The following is a 17,849-nucleotide window of genomic DNA, read 5'->3' on the forward strand; positions in this document are numbered from 1 at the left end:
TTTGGTATATAAATAGGAATGTATTCAGAACAAAAATAAACCACCAGCTGCTAAAAACTGATGGTTATAAACTTAGTATGCCTATTTACTTTTGTTCCCATTTTTTAGTTAAAGTGCTTCTTAAGATATTAAACTCAGAAACTCGATTGACTTTAATATTCATGGGATTTTCCTCAACATTTTTAATGTAATCTGCAAAAGCAAACTTACCTTTAATTCCATTAACTAACATTTCTTTTTCAAACTCATCAATATAATCTAGAGCAGTAGTAATTTCATGTTCAAACATTTTTTGAATGTCTATATGTGTTTGAATAAAAAAGTTTTCAATGTAATCTATAACGGAAGTAAGTGAGATTCTTTCAATTTGTTCTAGATATGGCTTTAATTTATCAATAATTTTAGGACTGGCTGCGATGTCTCGTTTTAAAATAAAATACTCTCCATTGGTCTGTTGGCCCACCACATTAGAGAAGTGAGTTTGATGGTTCCGCATCTGCCTGACAAGTAAAAAATTCATGTCGTTATCAAATTTATTTTTGCGGTATTCTTTTATTTTTCTACTGTATGAATCTCCCCAGATTTTTGCACCTGAATAAGAATATTCATCAAATAAATAAAAGAAACTCAGTACAATATAAAATTCGGTGTTTATTTTTAGAAAAGGTAGCTTTTCATCTACTACAACTTTGCGAAAGGCTAGTGTACGTTCTCTTCCTTCCATTGAATACAATAACAGTCGTTGAAAATAACCAGCTACTTTTGAAATTGCTTTTTTGCAAACTTCTTCTTCTGGTGTTAATGAGCGGTAACTCGTTATTGTAAGTGCATCTTCTTTTGAAATTGCAATTAAGTTCATTTGCTGTCACCCCTAAGTTTGCGTAATTTGAATTTCTTATATTTTAGTAGGTAAAGTTATGTATTAAGACATCAGAAAAACGAAAGAGGTATTTCTATTTTTCAGAATACTTAAACTGTATCGATGAATCTAATTAGCTATTTATATTGTATTTTTAATTGCATCAAAGACTAATTCTTGTAAAGAATCTACGAGGCCTATGAAATTTTCCGCTACTTGTTCAATATCTGTGTTATTTTGCATATGTTGAGCTTGATTTCTCCACCATGTATAAATGGTTTCATCATTAGCTGTATTGGATTTTGTAGATGGCATCATTTTTACATGAGGTTCTTTTCTTTTGATATATGTATCCACAGAACGTTGGCTACCTTTTATTTCATACAATAAGCCATATAAAAGTAAAAAGCGAGATATTTCATCTTCTACAGTTAATATTGACTTATACTTTGGAAAATACGTATTTGAATTTAGTTTAGAAGACAATACTGATGAATTAATTTCTGAATTGAGCCAGTTGTAGTCTGTACCAGTTAATTCATATTGTTGTGGGTTGTACAATGTGATTGAGCTTGTTGCGAGTAAATGCCTTTCTGCAACTTCATAAGCATGGATGCTTGGCTCTTTAATAGGTACATTAAATTTAAAAATCAATAAATTAACTATATTGTCTAGCAAAGGTTTAGTCATTTTTTCGGCATCCTGCAAGGTTTGTACGGTTGTAGAAAATAGAAAAGTAATAAACAAATTGTCTTCAATTTCTGTGGTGCCTTGAAAATTTAATTCGACATAGGTGAGTTGATTTTCATTTAATGGGATTCGCAACTTCTGTTTTTTAGTTATTCCTTCAACCTCAGTTTTATATTGAATATACATGCAATCTTCCTTTCTTTATGTTTATTAAAATAATTGATAAATGCTGGGGATTTTCTATAGATATAAATAGCCAAATCGTTATGTGACAGCTGGTATTTACAATGAATTTTAATTGAATATATCTGAATCTGGAAAAATCAATTTACCGAGCATTTTGCCATATCCAATAATTGCTTGTATTGTACCCCAATCTTCGTTCGCTTTGTTCGCTTTGTTCATTACAGTTCTTAATATGCCATCAGCTTGCTCAGGAGTTTCCGCTGTAATCACTGTAAACACTTCTTGAAATAATTCAAATGTACGCTCATTAATTTCATTATTTTTTCTTACCAAGCCAATGATTTCATTTATTCCTTGTGTATTTTCAGCAATTTGTTCGAGGTATTCCAAAGATTTTGTTTGCATTTGTTTCTCTATTCTTTTTTCTTCCGCTTCCAATTTAATTCTCATTTCAAATTCTTTTGTTAACCCAGTAGCTTGTTGATTAAAATTCCGCATTGCCTTTTCAAAATCCATGTCATCACCTCTGTAGATTTTTTGAACTTTACATACTTCTACAAATAAAGGTAAATTCCTGTAAATAAAATGAAAAATTAACGACCTGAGTTCTTCATTACTGCTTTGGGGTGATAAAATATAAATGTAAATCAAATATCGGAGGATTAGTATGGAAGAGTTAATAAAAGCATTACCATCCCTTTTAGGAGTAGTGGTTGGGGGCTTAATCACATTTTTTATACAACAAGCTACAATTCGTAAGCAACAAGAATGGGATAGAAAAAAGATGGAGCTAGATACCTATAATAAAAATGAAGCACGTAAATTTGAAGTATTTAGTCAAGTACTTCATGCTCATACTAAGCATTTTGTTTTAGATTATAGGATGGATGGTCCACCTGAACTCAAAGAAGATATGTATTTTGAATATATTAGACCCTTGTTATACGAAATTTATCACTTATTGGATGATTCAATTGTTAGAGAAATAGACAAAATAGAGTATATTCATGAGAAGCAATCCGCGATGTTAGATGAGGATGAGGGTGACCTTGAAGCTTTGACAAAAAATTATCAAGAAATTATAAAAATAATCAAGCAAGAGTTTGTTAGCTTACGTAAATCAAGAAAGGAAAATATGTAATAAAGGGAGGACGCCTGTTAGTGGGGCATCCTCTCACTCCATATCTTTCAACTAGTCTGCACATTCCTGCTCTTGCCTTATCGTTTCGGCATCCTTATGAAACAAATCGCTCCATACGGTATGAATGAACCAAGCCATCATTATTACCACTGACATCAATAGCAATATCGTTTCAATTCGTTCTCTCATTTTCTATGTTTCTCTTGATATAATCGTTCTTGCCATTCGACTATAGCGAGCATATCTCGTATTAATTCAGGAGTTTGAACGAATACATATATTTGAAATCTTTCATCTTTTCTATTTCGCATTGTATGATGGAGGTCATGTCCCATTTTTATTAATTCAATCGCAATGGTTTTTTTATAAATATTTTTTAGTGGCGGTTTCTCCTTCATTGGTATTTCTCCTTTAGAAATTTCATGGTTATTTCAAAATGTCAAACGTTTATTTCGACAAAGTTTTTAATTGGGTATACTTTATTTTAAAGTACACCTTCATCTGCAGGTTCACCGAGCGTCCTAAATTATCTGAAATCAATATATGTAGTGTATATAGTGACTCAATCACCATAACCACCATATTTCTTCCGTAGCACAATCAATTCTTCAAGTTTCTTTTCTAAATCAGATTTCAGAAATAAACTCGTACACCCCAATTTCTTAATCGGCGTTATTTTTCCGTTCCTAATTAAATGAGATAATCTTGCTCGTGAAATACCTAATATTTCAATCGCTTCTGGAGTGGTCATGACATTATCATGAACCCATTGATGTGTGTCTGTAGGTTGCATTATATATTCGGTCATAATGTCGCACCTCTCAAGATGTCCTCAATCCGTTGTGCAGCCACATCATCGAACAGCCTTATCACATTCAATAAGTCGCCGCATCTTGTTTCTTCGAATATTTCCGCTATCAAACTAGCATCTTGTAGCAATCCCATTTCTACGTAAAACTCCATTGTTGTCATTCCTAAATAATTGTCCTGATGTACATAAAATAAAGTCGTTAAAGCTCCAATTGCTGAATGAACGTTTTGTCTTTTCATTTTAAAACCTCCTAATTTTTGTTAATTCAATTATATTGGTGCTAAAAATGGTTCTCAAGCGTAAATAACGCTGAAATGTATATTGATAAATCAACAACACCCCACAAGGGGGAAAGCGATACCTGACGTAAGCGAAGCGCACGAAGGTAACGACACAGCTTGTCTGTGGCGTTGTATTTGAGTAGCAATGTAATTTATATTGATTACATTATCTTGGACAGGCAAGCTATCCGCTGTCCTTTCGCATTAGCATGCTCAGGAGCATTTTGTTGTTTTTTTATGTCTCACATTTTTATAAATTCTTTTTAAAGAGGTGTTCGTTCTAACGTTGGTCCCAATGGCTTTTCTCGCTACGTTCTCACACTTTTTAATGATTTTTGTTAAAACGATATTTTTTCATGTGGCTTCCTTACAAATCAACTATTCTACCTACAATAGTTGTATAGATATTTAGGAGGTAGATTTTATGCGACAAACAGAAGGTTTTGGTATGACTCGTACAATTAATGTAGTAGATGCTATTTGTGGAGCTGGCAAAACATCATGGGCGATTCAATATATAAATGAAAGCAACAAACGAATGAAGCAATTAGCTTTTGGGGAAGAACATGAAAACTTCATTTATGTAACTCCGTTTTTAAATGAAGTTGAACGTGTTAAAGATAGCACCAACATTGGCTTTGTTGACCCTGAAGTTATCAATGGTAAGGGTTCAAAAATGAAACACTTTCGAGCTTTGATAAATGCAGGTCAATCAATCGTCACAACTCATGCGTTGTTCAAAAAATTGGATTTGGACACTTTAGAAATGATTGAAGATGCTGGTTATACATTAATCATGGACGAAGTTGCAAACGTAATGGAGCAGTACAATATTGATGATGATGATTTTAAAGTGCTTATACGAGATGGCATGATTAAGGTTGAAGATGCTGGTACGGTGGTTTGGCTCGATGATGATTATAACGGAAGTAGATTTTACGATATTAGGATTTTGGCAGAAAGCGAGAATTTAACATACATTGACGGAACAGCTTTGTATTGGACAATGAACACAAGAGCTTTTGAAGCTTTTGAACAAGTTTTTGTTTTGACTTACATGTTTGACGGACAACAACAATGCGGTTACTACAAAGCAAATGACATCAAATTCAAAAAACTCAGCGTTGCCAATCAGGATGGTCGTTATGAACTCGTTGACTATAATCCAAAAGTTGAACCAAGAAAAGAAATGTATGATTTGCTGAACATTTATGAGGATTACCAAAAAGAAAAATCTGTCAGCATGATGAACAATAATTATGATTCTCGTGAGAAATTAACATCACAACAAAAACAATTTTTGCTTTCATCAGGTTGGTTTGATAAAGCATCTGACAAAGAACTGAAACAATTGAAAAATAATTTAAACAACTACTTTAGAAATCAAGTGCCAACAGATAACGACAATTTATATTGGACAACGAAAAAATCAACAGCTTCGACATTGAAAAATCCAAAATGCAAATTTAATAAAAAAGATGACCGCTCAAAGGATAATTATTTGCCATTCAACGCTCGGGCAACAAATGATTATGCAAATTGTACGGCTATGGCATTTGTTTACAATCGTTTCATGAATCCGATGGAAAAACGTTTTTTCAAAAATTATGGCGTTGAAATAGATGAAAATGCGTTAGCTGTATCTGATTTAATTCAATTTTTATTCAGAGGTTGTATCAGAAAAGGTGAACCGATGAGCTGTTATATACCATCTGAACGAATGCGGAGCTTATTGAAAGCTTGGGCACATAATGAAATTTAACGAATCCTTAACAGGGTTCGTTTATTTTTTAGAGCCATCCTTACTGTCATTTCTAACACAATACAATGATGTTATATAAAGAATTGGAAAGAAATACAGGTTGTTATACTCGTATTAATTTTTTTTACCAAACCCCTTACTTTGATTTGAGCTACGTATATATATATTAGAAGCACTTAGAAGCGGATTAAAAATAAAACAAACAATGGAGGAAATAACGATGATGATGAACCGAGTAATTTTTGAAGGAGAAACATATTACAAAGTAAATGACCTGAAGGAACTTTACAATGTATCAATGTACAAAATTAAAAAAGCAATCAAGGAACAGGGAATCAAAACAGGAAAATTAGAAGGATTTGGACGTGCATTATTTATCCTTGAAGCTGAATTAAACATGCTTGAAATTGATGGTGCAGTTACATATATGAAAACAGCAGTGAAGGATTACCGTGAAACACTTACAACACATGTTAAAGCAGCTTCATGGGCATATGCGTTTACAGGTGTGAAAATTTCAAATGAAGAGCTTTTACAAAAGGTGAATGATAAAGCAATTGATGAAATCAACGCTTTTGGCGAACAAGGGTATACAAGAAGTGAACGTGACCTTGAAGAAACTGAAACGGTTGAAAAATTCAACGATTTAGCTGAAAAACACGGCTATTCTGACCGCTTACATCGAATTGATTTGTTAATTGATGGAGAAATTTTAAACATTGAATTTTGTACGGTAAATGATGAAATTGCTACAGCCCAAAATTACACCAATATTATACACGGTGTTAGCACCGATTATTTAGATGAAGCTTTTGAACTTGGTCGTATTGATGATGGAAGTTATGATGATACAGAATACACGTTTACTAAAGGTGTGTCGCAATTAACATCTGAAGAAGCTTTTGTTAAATTGCTTAAAAAAGTTTACGAAAAACATAGCAAAATAAACGATGAGGAATATATGGAAGACGAAAATGGATTGAGATTTGCAAGTTTCACATATGAACGAGAAGCAGATATTGTCATTGCCTTACTTAGAGATAATTATAAATTGGTCAATCGTGCCCTACAATTTTAACGGGCTCTTAATTTACTAAAATAGGAGGAAACACATATGAAAACAAAACAAACAAGGAAAGCGTCACGACAACTTCACACACGTTTAGACGCTGATGTATTTGCATTTTATGGTGAAGAAGCCAAAGATAAAGGATTTGACGATGCTACACCATACATTCGAACTTTCTTAAATCGGTATGCCCGAGAACAAATGAAACAACGTAAATTGAAAATAGATATTCAAAAATAATAAATGGAGGAACTATATTATGCACGGATTTGGAATAAGTAAGGAACAACAAATGATTCAAGAACTGGCATTTGTTTTAAATAAAAGAAGCTACATTCATGAAGTCAATGATGCGAAAGTGACTATCACACATGAACATGACGGAAGAACGATTGAATGTGTAGCTATTGATGGAGCTTACGTAATTACATGTAATGTTGCACGTAATACAACTAAACAACGCAAAACGTTACAGGGTGCAATAAATATAATTACAACCGCATTGAATGAAACAGAAATAATGTAATTAAACAAACTAGGAATGCAGGGAGATAGATAATATGAGAAAAAGTACATTTGCACGAAAACAAGTTGAAAAAGAAGTTGAAATTGAAAAAACACTCAAGGTTTTAAAAGCTGTAACACACGAGCAATTTACATTATTGGGATTGGATATCCATTATAAAGCTTATACTGAAGATTATAATTTAATGCTGGAACAATTCAACAAATCTAAAAAGCTATTGTTACAACCAGACGATAACAATAAAGAACTTGTAAGTAGATATCTTGCCAACACAAACGAACTCATCAGACAAGGAAATCGAATTTTTACTTTAGCTCAAGTGGTTCTCGTTTTAATTGGAATACAAACTCAAAAAGCTTACGATACGGAAGATGAAATTGCATATCAACAACTACTTCAAGATGTTGTAATTTGGCAGGATATTATCCAACGAGCTGATACAATTGTGAAAGGTTGTTGTGAATAATGATGGACAGTTCAATTATTGATTACAACAACGAGATATTAGATTTAGCACTTAACATCGATGGATTTGAACATATGGAAGAGCTACTAATTGCATTTAATACTTCCACACAGCTGATGCGATTTGATACCGAAATGGTACTCAAAGGTTGTCAGCTTATTTTATTGGCTTTGCAACATGATATTACATTGCAACGTCACACATTATTTGCAACAATGCTTGAAGTTAAAAGACGATACGGTGTGTTACATAAATTCAAACATACAGCTTCAGATATGTGTGCTATTACATTGGCAATCAATCAAGTAAAACATTTATTGAAAGTTACAAAGTTAAAACAACAATTGTTTAAATAGCATTACAAAACAATTGAAATTAAAAATAAATATATACCCCTTATGTTAAAAAGAAAAAACAATGAGAGGAGAAGAGGACCAGGTGAGGCTCAGTTCACACGCTGACTCACGCTGGAAAACCTTTTTTTCTTGAAAATAATGTTAGAAAGCATGAAAGGAACTGATATAAATGAATCAATTTGCTGACCCAAGAACCACAGCTCGTAATGAGCGAACTCCAAATAAATTAGAAATACAAATGGAGGATGAATTTGATTTTAATGAGAATTTCGAACCGATTGAAATTGAGCCACCTGAATATTTAGATGATATTGCAAAAGATTATTATCGTAAATTTGTTAAGGAAATTCAAAAGCTGGGAACGACAAATACGCTAGATGAACCACACTTAGAAAATTTATGTGAAACCTTGAGTGATATACGTCATTATCGTGAAGCCATTAAAAAGGACGGTCATTTCATACAAGGACCACACAATATTAAAGAACATCCAGCTATCAAAACTTTGGATACTGCCACAAAAAATTCAATCAGATTAATGAATGAATTGAATCTTTCAGCAGCTACTAGAAGGCTCATTAAAGATGAAGTTAACTTAACAAACAATGTATTAAGCAAATATGAATAAGGAGTGTTTATATGGAACAATTAGAAGATTATTTCACCACAGAATTTTTACGAGATTTCAATCCAGAGGATTATATCAAATATGAAATAATTGATGAAGCTACTGGAGAAATGAAATATGTTCAATACCATGTAGACGGTGTGAACGTAGCATTAACATATGTGGAACCTGACATTGAAGAGTTCAAAGCATTGGTATTTGCAAATACAGTAATTGAACCAATAAGTTGGCTCGTGAAAATTCAACCAGCAATTGGTGTGTCATATTCAAAGTATCTTTATGTCAAAGCATCACACAGTAAGCTCAAGAATAACAAGCACATGTATAAAAAAGTAATGAAATTATGGAAGCTCATGGGGAATGACAAATAAAAGTTGTTATTCCTTTTTTATTTGTTCTACAATGCAGGAAATTACCGAAGCTGACGAGTAACGTCAAAAACATATCATTATATTAAAAACAAATTCAAATGCAATATGAGTCAAACTAACGACGATAATTTTTTTGAAAAAAGTTGTGTTTTTCTCCTTACTTTTTCGTTTGATATGTATATATATTTAGAAGACGTAAAAGAGACGTACAGCGTCTCCTAAATAAACATCGAATGGAGTAAATAAAATGAGCAAATTAATTAACATATTAAATGCGTTGGGAGATTCGAAAAAAGCTGAAATCATGGTGAAAAAAGCTGTTGTTGAACACTTCCAAAGTGAAAAACGTTCAAAACGTGAAACACTGAAATTATTAAATGAAGTTTTAAAAGAATGGGGCAAAGCACCAGTTACGATTAGCTGTGTTAAGCATCATTGGAAAGAACAAAATTAAAGCCATTTTATGGCTTAATATATTCATGATTTTTGATGCAAACAGTACCGTTTGAGCATAATTGGAACGTGAATCTAATTTTTCCTATGTGACCTGATTTATTTCAGGTCACAACCTCCTAAATATTCAGCAGCCATTTGTTAAAGTGGCTGTTTTTTATTTCATACAAATTCAAAAAGGAGTTTTTATTATGACAATCAATAAAATGGAGCTCAGATTTAATGAGTTCGAACTAAATAAAAATGAGCAAGGTCAACTTAAAGTTTCAGGTTATGTAAACAAAACAAATCAATGGAGCCAAGTATTAGGGCAACGTAAAAAATTCGTTGAACGTATTTTACCTGGCACTTTTAATCAAGCTATTTCAGCTGGTAATGAAATTCACTTTTTAGCTGAACATGACAATGCAAAAATTTTATCATCTACACGAAATGGTTCTTTAAATTTGCGTGAAGATGAGCACGGTTTATACATGGAAGCCACAATTAGTGATACTAGCTGGGGGCGTGATTATCACACGTTAATCAAAGACGGAATCATTCAAAATATGTCTTTTGGTATGCTAGTAACAAAAGATAGCTGGAGAAAATTACCTGACGGAATTTATGAACGCTCAATCAGTGGTTTATATTTAGCTGAAGTTTCAGCTGTTAGAAATCCAGCTTACGTTCAATCAACAATTCAGGCTCGTTCAATTGAAGTTGTTGAAGATGTTAATATTCCTAAAGAAAATAATACGGAGGACAAGCAAATGGTAGAAGAAAAAAGAGAATTAACAATTGAAGAGGAACTGAAAGCAAAAAAAATCAGTTTAGGCAATTGTGAACGATTAGCAAAAGTAGCTGGTTCAGATAGTGAATTGGAAAATAAAATGAGTAAATTACGAAATGAGATTCGTAACATGGAAGTGAAAATTAAAGCAACAAATCTAACACAAACACCTGTAGCAAATGAAAACCGAGCTATACAGATAGGTCGTAAACCAGGTTCTGATATGCGTAAAATTGACATCGTTAAAGCAAATGTCAAAAAAATGAATGGTAAACATTCTATCGTAGCTCGCACAAATTTCATTGTAAAAAAAGAAACAGAGCTTGATGTATTTTCAACAGATGGTGAATTTCTAAAAGAAGATATGTTTGTTGATGAATTGTCAAATCTTCCACTGAAAGAAATTGGTGGGGAAAAAAATACTATCAAAGGCAAACGTGCTGGTTACGGAATTGAAGTTTCACGAAGTTTATTAAACGATAATGATGTAGACATCGAAGAAAGTATTGATAATAAGCTAATTGGTTATCTTGAAGACGGATTAAACTTTTCAATGTTCAATGGAGCTGGTAGTATGGAAAATTTAAATGATGATTCCTCTGTATCGAGTATTATTCCTACTGTTGAAGCTGATAAAGTTTCGTTAATTGATGTATTAACATTAATCGGCAATTTAAATCAAGAATATCGTGAAGATGCTGTATTTATTATGCACACTCAACTATTCAATAAGATTTTAACGAACGTAGAATTTAAAGACCACTTACACTTAGCTATTGATGAATTTAGCGGTAAAAAATTATACCATTTGGGAGAATATCCTGTCTTAGTCAATGATAATGCTAATAAAAAACGCATTATTTTTGCAGCTTTATATGATGGTTATACAACTTTAGTTTCTGAAGACTCGTTCAATAAAAGAATTGTAAATGATGATACAGAATCAGCACGTAAAGCTTCTGAAAAACGTATCATGGATATTTACGCTGGTGGCAAAGTTACCAATAAAGATTGTTTCGCTCGTCTTGATGTGAAAACAGCTTAATGAGGAGCTACTGTTGTAGCTCCTTTTATTAATATTTAAGTTGATTAATTTAATTCACATATTTCAAAAATAATATTTTATAATTAAGTAAAATATTATTTAGAAAGTTGGGCTTGAAAATGTTTCGATTTGGCTGGGAAGGTTTCATATGTAGTATGTTTGAAAGTAGGCTTGATACAGTTTGTGATTTACATGAAATAACGGAGAGTACAATTTTTAATGAAAAGAAAAGTTTTGAAGAATTTTTAGAAAAAGAAGCCAGTGAACTCGATGAAGAAAGTAAACAAGATTTTTATGAACATTATCAAGATGAATATTTTAAATATAGAGATGATTTTCCAAATATTTCAAGGTCATCGTTATTTATGAATTGCTTTTTTTCTCTTGAAAACTTTTTATATGAATTATGCTGTCACTTTGATAATAATTCAGAAAGAAAACTTAAAGATGCTAAAGATAGAGGGTTAAGAAAATATAAAAATTATCTCAAGCAGTTTGTGAGTGATAAAAGTTTTTTTGCTACACCGCTTTGGGAAAGTATTATGTTTTATCAGGAGTTGAGAAATGCTTTAGCACATGCAGATGGGAATTTGGATATGTCATCGAATGAATCGTTAATTAGCAAATTAGAAAAAGAAAAGAATATTACACTTACTAAACAGGGCGAAATTCGATTAAATGAGGATTTTATAAATGAAGTATCGGATAAGTTAAAAGCATTTTCTAATGGCTTGTATAAACAATTGGAACCTTCCATTAGAAAGAAATAATACAAATAAAATTCATATTTTACTGAAGCTCAATACCACATGGCACAACGGTTTACTGTGTCTAAAATCTCGGGAGTCACATTAATTTGTGACTCCCATTTTTTTTGCTTAATCCATTCGTTCTAATTTCGCATCGTAGCAAGGTTTGCAAACAATATCTTCTTCATGCTGAAATTCGTCTTTATCGGTCCAGCCACATTCCACACATTCTCTAAATTTTTGTTTTAAAGCATATTCTTGTTTGCTACCAGGTTTAACATTTTCAAATAGCTCTTCTGTACTATAGCCCATAAAAAATCGCCTCCTTTACCTTACATATTAAACCAAATTGCTGTTTTCGCATATATACTTACTATATGGATTTTATATTCTAGCAGAATATGAACTATATAACTACTATATACAAAATATGTAAAACGTATATAACAGTTGTATAATTGAATATTAATATTAAATTTTTAATATTGGTAATAATTTTAATTTTATAACTTCAGATATTTACCTTACAAAACGGTTTCTCGTCAATATAACAATATTAAAAAGGTTGAGAGGAAATCAAAATGAAGGAGTTACCGAAAATTAAAGTTACCGAAACAAATAAACCGTCTATAGAAGCGCTTAAAAATTTAGCGGATTATATGGTGAAGTTAACGACTCAATGAGTCGTTTTTTATTTGGTTAAAAATAATCCCCAAATTCGTAACAAACTGGATCTGGGAAGACGACGACAATGTATGCATTATTAGAGGTAATTAGAAAAAAGAAAACACGTCGCATCATTACACTTGAAGATCCGGTTGAAAAAAGAAGTGACAATGTATTACAAATTCAAATAAATGAAAAAGCGGGTCTCACATATGAAACAGGATTAAAGGCTATTTTACGTCATGATCCAGATATTATTTTAGTCGGTGAAATCCGTGATGAAGAAACAGCAAAAATAGCTATAAGAGCAAGTTTGACAGGACATTTAGTAATGACAACACTGCATACGAATGATGCGAAAGGAGCAATCATTCGCTTCATGGATTATGGTATAACGAGGCAAGAGATTGAACAGTCTTTATTGGCTGTAGCTGCACAGCGACTTGTCGAATTGAAGTGTCCGTTTTGCAGAGGAAAGTGCTCAACTTTATGTAAATCAATGAGGCAAGTAAGGCAGGCTAGCATATATGAGCTACTATATGGATATGAGTTAAAACAAGCGCTTAAAGAAGCTGGTGGAGAATGTGTTACTTACAAACATGAGACTTTAGAATCGTCAATACGAAAAGGATATGCTTTAGGTTTTTTAGAAGAAGATGTTTATGTTTAAGAAAACATGGAGTTTAAGTGATCAAGTAGTATTATTGAAACGTTTAGGAGAATTATTAGAAAAAGGCTACTCTCTTTTACAAGCATTAGAATTTTTACAGTTTCAATTACCTGTAGAAAAGAAAGTACAATTGCAGCGCATGATTGAGGGGTTAAAAGATGGGAAAAGTCTACACGATTCTTTTCATCAGTTAAAGTTTCATCAGGACATGTTAAGTTATTTATTTTATGCCGAGCAACATGGTGATATTTCTTTTGCTTTGCAACAAGGAAGTGCACTTCTTTATAAGAAAGATAAGTATAGGAGAGACATGATGAAAATAATGCAGTATCCTATGTTTTTGATGTTTTTTCTACTAATCATGCTCTTTATTTTTAAACTCATTTTATTACCTCAGGTTGAAATGGTTTATAGTTCGTTCGGTTCTAATACACCACTACTTACAGAAAAAATTTTAAGTGCAATAAAACTGCTACCTTACATTATTTTAACCGCTATTTTAACTGTTATTATTGGAGGTATTTTATACATGTTGTATTTTAGGAAACTTCCACATATTAGACAGGTAAAAATTATGCTTCGTATTCCCCTCATCAAAACATTTCTTATTTTAAAGCATTCACATTATTTTGCTACTCAGTTGAGTGATTTATTAAATGGTGGACTATCAGTATGTGAAGCTTTAACAATAATGATGGAGCAAAGATATCATCCGTTCTTTAAATATGAAGCGAGCCGGATTGAAAGACAATTAATTGGAGGAGAACAGTTACAATCTATCATTGCTAAAAGTGGGTATTACGAGAAAGAACTTTCTTATGTTATTACGCATGGACAAGCAAACGGCAATTTAGGGATTGAATTAGGTGACTATAGCGATCTTATTATGGAAAAGATGGAACGGAAAATTAAACATATGTTAGTTATCATTCAGCCTATTTTATTTACATGTATTGGAGGAATCGTTGTCCTTATGTATTTAGCGATGATTATGCCGATGTTTCAAATGATGAATTCTATTTAGGGGGCATTTGTATGCAGAATGAGGAAGGGTTTACTCTGTTAGAGATGCTATTAGTAATGGTTGTCATAACTATATTATTACTATTAATTATTCCGAATGTAGTTACACAGGCTCTTTTTATATTCAGAATAAAATTTTTAATATGCGCTAAAAAAGGAGAGGTTGTATTTAGTGTGCCCAAAAATATATGAAATGGACTATTAAGAAATTTAAAAATATATTCAATCTTATAATGAAGAACGGTTCCTCAAAAAAAATTCACGGCCATTTCCCAATAGAGTCTTGGAGAATGGCCGTGGCATAATAATTTTCTTATTATTGTTTACTTGATAAAAAGGTGATGAATTAGGTAGCTTTTTATATTTTTATACCCATGTACGTCCATACTGAAGCCACGCTTGACCAACATAGGAAGATATATTAAAGGAAACACCTACTACCTCAACAGTTTGTGGTGCAATAGCTCCCATTTTAGTTGAACCTAATGCAGTAGAGTATATATCTTGTGTTCGTTGAACTTGTAATGTTCTGTTAGGCCAATTAAGGTATTTAAGGTCATTGTTCAATTCAGTATAATTAGTATAGTGCAACCAAGTAAGTCCTTTGTATGACTTAATTAAAATTCTTGCAGAATTATAAGAACCACCTATACTTACAGATTGTGGTGCAATAGCGCCAAGAACAGTACCACCATTGGGATTTGAATGTAATGTTTTTGTGCTACCTACATATAAATATGTATTATAACCTTGGTTGTAAACTTGTCCATCGTATAGTGCTGATGCAGAACTAACATTAAAACCTGTAAATAATAAAATCATTACAAAAGTAGCAGTTAAAAACTTTGTTAATTTTTTCATAAATTTAAATTTCTCCTTTTCATATTAATATAGTATATATTAAATTATATTATACTAATATAAAAAATCCATATAAACTTATAATGAATTTATATGGATTTTTTAAAATGTTTTTTGAAGGATGAAATTAATAGAACAAAAGTTTTTATTGGATGAACTACTTAACCGATCTATTACAGATATAAAAAGACTTACAGCAAAAAGAAAAAGAAGGTACATTTTTCTTTCAGTATGAAAAGGGAGAAGCGAGTGGAAATTATGTCTTTGAAAATGATTTAATTCTCGTTACGTTGCAGTGCACACTCAAACAGGAAGCTTTCTATACGGTAGGTTTTCGGTATAGAAAAAAGGATGGGAAAATAGTCGATTGGATAGAAGGATAATATGTGAAATATATGGAGATAAACCAGGATTTTCTATTGTAAATTGAATTGATTTTTTAGAAGAAATGGATAAATATAATGATTAAAAGTTTAAATTTTCTCAAAAAGAGAAAGGTAGAAAGAATATGATATATTCATGCTATCCAATCATTATTTTTAGGAGAATAGGAAATGACAAACAACAATCAAATAGGTGAAAATAAGGAACAAACTATTTTTGATCATAAAGGAAATACGATTATGACAGAAGATAGAGAAATACACATTATTTCAAAATTCGAAGAACCTCTTATTGTCGTATTAGCAAATGTACTAAGTGATGAAGAGTGTGATGAATTGATTGAAATGTCTAAAAATAAAATGGAGCGTTCTAAAATTGGTTCATCACGTGATGTAAATGATATTCGAACAAGTAGCGGTGCATTTTTGGAAGACAATGAACTTACTTCAAAGATTGAAAAACGAATTTCATCTATCATGAATGTTCCTGCGTCGCATGGTGAAGGATTACACATTTTAAATTATGAAGTGGATCAACAATATAAAGCACACTATGATTATTTTGCGGAACATAGTAGATCAGCTGCTAACAATCGTATTAGTACGCTTGTAATGTACTTAAATGATGTAGAAGAAGGCGGGGAAACGTACTTCCCGAAATTAAATCTTTCTGTACATCCTAGAAAAGGAATGGCAGTATACTTTGAGTATTTTTATCAAGATCAATCACTAAATGAGCTTACGTTACATGGAGGGGCACCTGTAACGAAAGGCGAGAAATGGATTGCAACGCAGTGGGTGAGAAGAGGTACTTATAAGTAAAAGCGAGTGTTACGTTTTGTTCTTCATAGTATAAGAACAAAACGTTTTTTTATTAAACAAAGTAGCATCTTTCGTTATAATAACAATTAATAAATGACGATTGAGAGGACAGAAAATGAAATCTATATACATAACCGGCTATATGGGAGCAGGGAAAACAACAATTGGAAAAGCATTAAGTCAAGAACTTCAAATGGATGTTGTAGATACTGATCAAAAAATCGAAGAGAAGCAAGAGAAGGCAATTCGTGATATTTTTGCCGAAGAAGGCGAAACGGCTTTTCGGGAATATGAAAGCGAAATGTTACGTTCGCTACCAGTCCATAATGTCATTATTACAACTGGTGGGGGAATTATTGAACGAGCGGAAAATCGCAAGTGGATGAAAGAGAACGGAACTGTCGTGTATTTATATTGTGATCCGCATGTAATTGCAGAAAGGCTTCGTGAAGATACGACACGTCCACTATTTCAAAAGAAAGATATAGATGCATTTGTAACGAAATTTGAATCACGCCGAGCTTATTATGAAGAGGCTCACATTCATATCGATACGACAAATAAGTCTGTAAAGCAAATTATGAATGAATTAAAGGAAAAGATTAATGTATAAAAAAGTGGACATACTAATCAAGTAGAGGTGATGATAATATGTCTACTAATGATTATGTTCGCTTTGTGACGCAGCAGTTTGTGTCGTATATGGATGCTCCAAAAGAAGATCGAAAACAAAAGAAAGAACAACGCCGTGCTGAAAAAGAGCCATTTATGAATAAGTGGTTTGGTGTTATGCCGCTGAGTGCTGCTTTGTTTTACCGAAATGTAAAAAGTAAAAGAAAAAAATCAAGTTAATTATTTTTTACGAGTTTTTACGGTGAAAATATATTGGATCCTTTTGTGATAAGTATATGGGATGAAAAATTCCTAGTGCAATAAGGAAAGCTACTGAAAAAATTCCTCGGGATATTATTTTTAGCGGCTTTTCTATTTGCTATAGAAGGTTTTTTATATGGGAAAATATTATCTATGCCAATGAAATTAAACAAGATTAATGGCTATATGAAAAGTTATGTATTTATTTAATCTGGGTCCTTTGTAAAGGACAATAAAAAAAGTTAGGCGGCAGTAAGAAGATGGTTTCTGTATCCAACAGGAATCATCTTCTTTAAATTTCACTGATATCTATGCTGGTTATAGTATTTCATATAATCTTTAAATTCTTAAGATGAATTAAGAATAGTATAATATCCGCTATCATA

The 17,849-nt window shown here is 32.0% G+C and carries 24 protein-coding genes and 4 pseudogenes; 19 read left to right on the forward strand and 9 right to left on the reverse strand.

All coding sequences use genetic code 11. The features are described from left to right. Positions 1 to 85: 85 nt before the first annotated feature. From IQ781_RS21715 to IQ781_RS21725, 3 genes are all read right to left on the reverse strand, one after another. Positions 86 to 859 carry a hypothetical protein gene (locus IQ781_RS21715; protein ID WP_139846678.1) on the reverse strand — a complete coding sequence of 258 codons (774 nt, stop codon included), beginning with the start codon at positions 857 to 859 and terminating at the stop codon, positions 86 to 88. 141 nt (positions 860 to 1,000) lie between these two features. Continuing rightward, positions 1,001 to 1,735, reverse strand: a complete 735-nt coding sequence (locus IQ781_RS21720) for a hypothetical protein (protein ID WP_139846679.1) — start codon at positions 1,733 to 1,735, stop codon at positions 1,001 to 1,003. 108 nt (positions 1,736 to 1,843) lie between these two features. Next, positions 1,844 to 2,251, reverse strand: coding sequence for a hypothetical protein (locus tag IQ781_RS21725; RefSeq protein ID WP_139846680.1), 408 nt, complete (start codon positions 2,249 to 2,251; stop codon positions 1,844 to 1,846). Positions 2,252 to 2,402: 151 nt separating this feature from the next. Between IQ781_RS21725 and IQ781_RS21730 the strand changes: the two genes are divergently transcribed. Beyond that, on the forward strand, positions 2,403 to 2,876 hold the full coding sequence (locus IQ781_RS21730; RefSeq protein WP_139846681.1) for a hypothetical protein: 474 nt from the start codon (positions 2,403 to 2,405) through the stop codon (positions 2,874 to 2,876). Positions 2,877 to 3,061: 185 nt separating this feature from the next. Here IQ781_RS21730 and IQ781_RS21735 read toward each other — a convergent pair whose 3' ends face one another. The 3 genes from IQ781_RS21735 to IQ781_RS21745 all read right to left on the reverse strand — a co-directional run bounded on the left by IQ781_RS21735 (position 3,062) and on the right by IQ781_RS21745 (position 3,926). Continuing rightward, positions 3,062 to 3,274 carry a hypothetical protein gene (locus tag IQ781_RS21735; protein WP_139846682.1) on the reverse strand — a complete coding sequence of 71 codons (213 nt, stop codon included), beginning with the start codon at positions 3,272 to 3,274 and terminating at the stop codon, positions 3,062 to 3,064. A gap of 164 nt (positions 3,275 to 3,438) precedes the next feature. Continuing rightward, positions 3,439 to 3,684 (reverse strand): helix-turn-helix domain-containing protein, encoded by a 246-nt coding sequence (locus IQ781_RS21740; RefSeq protein WP_139846683.1) that lies wholly within the window; start codon positions 3,682 to 3,684, stop codon positions 3,439 to 3,441. Further along, positions 3,681 to 3,926 (reverse strand): hypothetical protein, encoded by a 246-nt coding sequence (locus IQ781_RS21745; protein WP_139846684.1) that lies wholly within the window; start codon positions 3,924 to 3,926, stop codon positions 3,681 to 3,683. Before IQ781_RS21745 ends, IQ781_RS21740 begins: the two co-directional genes overlap by 4 nt. Positions 3,927 to 4,392: 466 nt before the next feature. On the opposite strand from IQ781_RS21745, the gene IQ781_RS21750 reads away from it, so the two are divergent. The 11 genes from IQ781_RS21750 to IQ781_RS21800 all read left to right on the forward strand — a co-directional run bounded on the left by IQ781_RS21750 (position 4,393) and on the right by IQ781_RS21800 (position 12,186). Beyond that, positions 4,393 to 5,730, forward strand: a complete 1,338-nt coding sequence (locus tag IQ781_RS21750; RefSeq protein ID WP_242808158.1) for a hypothetical protein — start codon at positions 4,393 to 4,395, stop codon at positions 5,728 to 5,730. Positions 5,731 to 5,950: 220 nt separating this feature from the next. Beyond that, positions 5,951 to 6,808, forward strand: a complete 858-nt coding sequence (locus IQ781_RS21755) for a hypothetical protein (RefSeq protein WP_139846685.1) — start codon at positions 5,951 to 5,953, stop codon at positions 6,806 to 6,808. A gap of 36 nt (positions 6,809 to 6,844) precedes the next feature. Then, the gene (locus IQ781_RS21760) at positions 6,845 to 7,039 is read left to right on the forward strand and encodes a hypothetical protein (protein WP_139846686.1); all 195 of its coding nucleotides are present in this window, start codon (positions 6,845 to 6,847) and stop codon (positions 7,037 to 7,039) included. Positions 7,040 to 7,058: 19 nt separating this feature from the next. Further along, on the forward strand, positions 7,059 to 7,325 hold the full coding sequence (locus IQ781_RS21765) for a hypothetical protein (RefSeq protein ID WP_139846687.1): 267 nt from the start codon (positions 7,059 to 7,061) through the stop codon (positions 7,323 to 7,325). Positions 7,326 to 7,359: 34 nt separating this feature from the next. Continuing rightward, positions 7,360 to 7,791: a hypothetical protein gene (locus IQ781_RS21770; protein WP_139846688.1), complete on the forward strand. Its 432-nt coding sequence runs from the start codon at positions 7,360 to 7,362 to the stop codon at positions 7,789 to 7,791. Further along, positions 7,791 to 8,147: a hypothetical protein gene (locus tag IQ781_RS21775; RefSeq protein ID WP_139846689.1), complete on the forward strand. Its 357-nt coding sequence runs from the start codon at positions 7,791 to 7,793 to the stop codon at positions 8,145 to 8,147. The genes IQ781_RS21770 and IQ781_RS21775 overlap by 1 nt, the downstream gene beginning before the upstream one ends. 169 nt (positions 8,148 to 8,316) lie before the next feature. Beyond that, a complete protein-coding gene (locus tag IQ781_RS21780) occupies positions 8,317 to 8,775 on the forward strand; it encodes a P27 family phage terminase small subunit (RefSeq protein WP_097837435.1) in 459 nt (152 codons plus the stop codon). Positions 8,776 to 8,786: 11 nt separating this feature from the next. Next, complete coding sequence (locus tag IQ781_RS21785; protein ID WP_139846690.1) at positions 8,787 to 9,146, forward strand: hypothetical protein; 360 nt, start codon at positions 8,787 to 8,789, stop codon at positions 9,144 to 9,146. A 247-nt stretch (positions 9,147 to 9,393) separates the two neighbouring features. Beyond that, on the forward strand, positions 9,394 to 9,600 hold the full coding sequence (locus tag IQ781_RS21790) for a hypothetical protein (protein ID WP_098361227.1): 207 nt from the start codon (positions 9,394 to 9,396) through the stop codon (positions 9,598 to 9,600). 190 nt (positions 9,601 to 9,790) lie between these two features. Next, the gene (locus IQ781_RS21795) at positions 9,791 to 11,416 is read left to right on the forward strand and encodes an HK97 family phage prohead protease (protein ID WP_139846691.1); all 1,626 of its coding nucleotides are present in this window, start codon (positions 9,791 to 9,793) and stop codon (positions 11,414 to 11,416) included. A gap of 119 nt (positions 11,417 to 11,535) precedes the next feature. Then, positions 11,536 to 12,186 carry a hypothetical protein gene (locus IQ781_RS21800; protein ID WP_139846692.1) on the forward strand — a complete coding sequence of 217 codons (651 nt, stop codon included), beginning with the start codon at positions 11,536 to 11,538 and terminating at the stop codon, positions 12,184 to 12,186. Between the two features lie 108 nt (positions 12,187 to 12,294). Here the strand turns inward: IQ781_RS21800 and IQ781_RS21805 are convergent, their stop codons facing one another. Next, positions 12,295 to 12,477, reverse strand: a complete 183-nt coding sequence (locus IQ781_RS21805; RefSeq protein WP_139846693.1) for a hypothetical protein — start codon at positions 12,475 to 12,477, stop codon at positions 12,295 to 12,297. A gap of 415 nt (positions 12,478 to 12,892) precedes the next feature. On the opposite strand from IQ781_RS21805, the pseudogene IQ781_RS21810 reads away from it, so the two are divergent. The 3 genes and pseudogenes from IQ781_RS21810 to IQ781_RS28190 form a co-directional block, all read left to right on the forward strand. Next, a pseudogene (locus IQ781_RS21810) lies at positions 12,893 to 13,501 on the forward strand (ATPase, T2SS/T4P/T4SS family); the annotation flags it as partial. Continuing rightward, entirely contained in the window at positions 13,488 to 14,525 is a 1,038-nt protein-coding gene (gene comGB / locus IQ781_RS21815; RefSeq protein WP_282093697.1) for a competence type IV pilus assembly protein ComGB, read from the forward strand. The pseudogene IQ781_RS21810 and the gene comGB, both read left to right, overlap by 14 nt. Before the next feature lie 11 nt (positions 14,526 to 14,536). Continuing rightward, a pseudogene (locus tag IQ781_RS28190) lies at positions 14,537 to 14,635 on the forward strand (prepilin-type N-terminal cleavage/methylation domain-containing protein); the annotation flags it as partial. A 255-nt stretch (positions 14,636 to 14,890) separates the two neighbouring features. Here IQ781_RS28190 and IQ781_RS21825 read toward each other — a convergent pair. Then, complete coding sequence (locus IQ781_RS21825) at positions 14,891 to 15,385, reverse strand: hypothetical protein (RefSeq protein ID WP_139846695.1); 495 nt, start codon at positions 15,383 to 15,385, stop codon at positions 14,891 to 14,893. 130 nt (positions 15,386 to 15,515) lie between these two features. On the opposite strand from IQ781_RS21825, the pseudogene comGG reads away from it, so the two are divergent. The 4 genes and pseudogenes from comGG to IQ781_RS21845 all read left to right on the forward strand — a co-directional run. After that, positions 15,516 to 15,768 (forward strand): annotated as a pseudogene (comGG, locus tag IQ781_RS21830) (competence type IV pilus minor pilin ComGG); the annotation flags it as partial. A gap of 171 nt (positions 15,769 to 15,939) precedes the next feature. Then, entirely contained in the window at positions 15,940 to 16,590 is a 651-nt protein-coding gene (locus tag IQ781_RS21835) for a 2OG-Fe(II) oxygenase (protein ID WP_000183857.1), read from the forward strand. A 115-nt stretch (positions 16,591 to 16,705) separates the two neighbouring features. Continuing rightward, on the forward strand, positions 16,706 to 17,203 hold the full coding sequence (gene aroK / locus IQ781_RS21840) for a shikimate kinase AroK (RefSeq protein ID WP_000836661.1): 498 nt from the start codon (positions 16,706 to 16,708) through the stop codon (positions 17,201 to 17,203). Positions 17,204 to 17,241: 38 nt separating this feature from the next. Beyond that, positions 17,242 to 17,442: a YqzE family protein gene (locus IQ781_RS21845; RefSeq protein WP_000106083.1), complete on the forward strand. Its 201-nt coding sequence runs from the start codon at positions 17,242 to 17,244 to the stop codon at positions 17,440 to 17,442. 263 nt (positions 17,443 to 17,705) lie between these two features. On the opposite strand, the pseudogene IQ781_RS28335 reads toward IQ781_RS21845, so the two are convergent. Beyond that, positions 17,706 to 17,810 (reverse strand): annotated as a pseudogene (locus tag IQ781_RS28335) (IS3 family transposase); the annotation flags it as partial. Positions 17,811 to 17,849: the final 39 nt, after the last annotated feature.

It is taken from the genome of Bacillus sp. N447-1, from assembly GCF_022701035.1.
Lineage (GTDB): Bacteria > Bacillota > Bacilli > Bacillales > Bacillaceae_G > Bacillus_A > Bacillus_A cereus.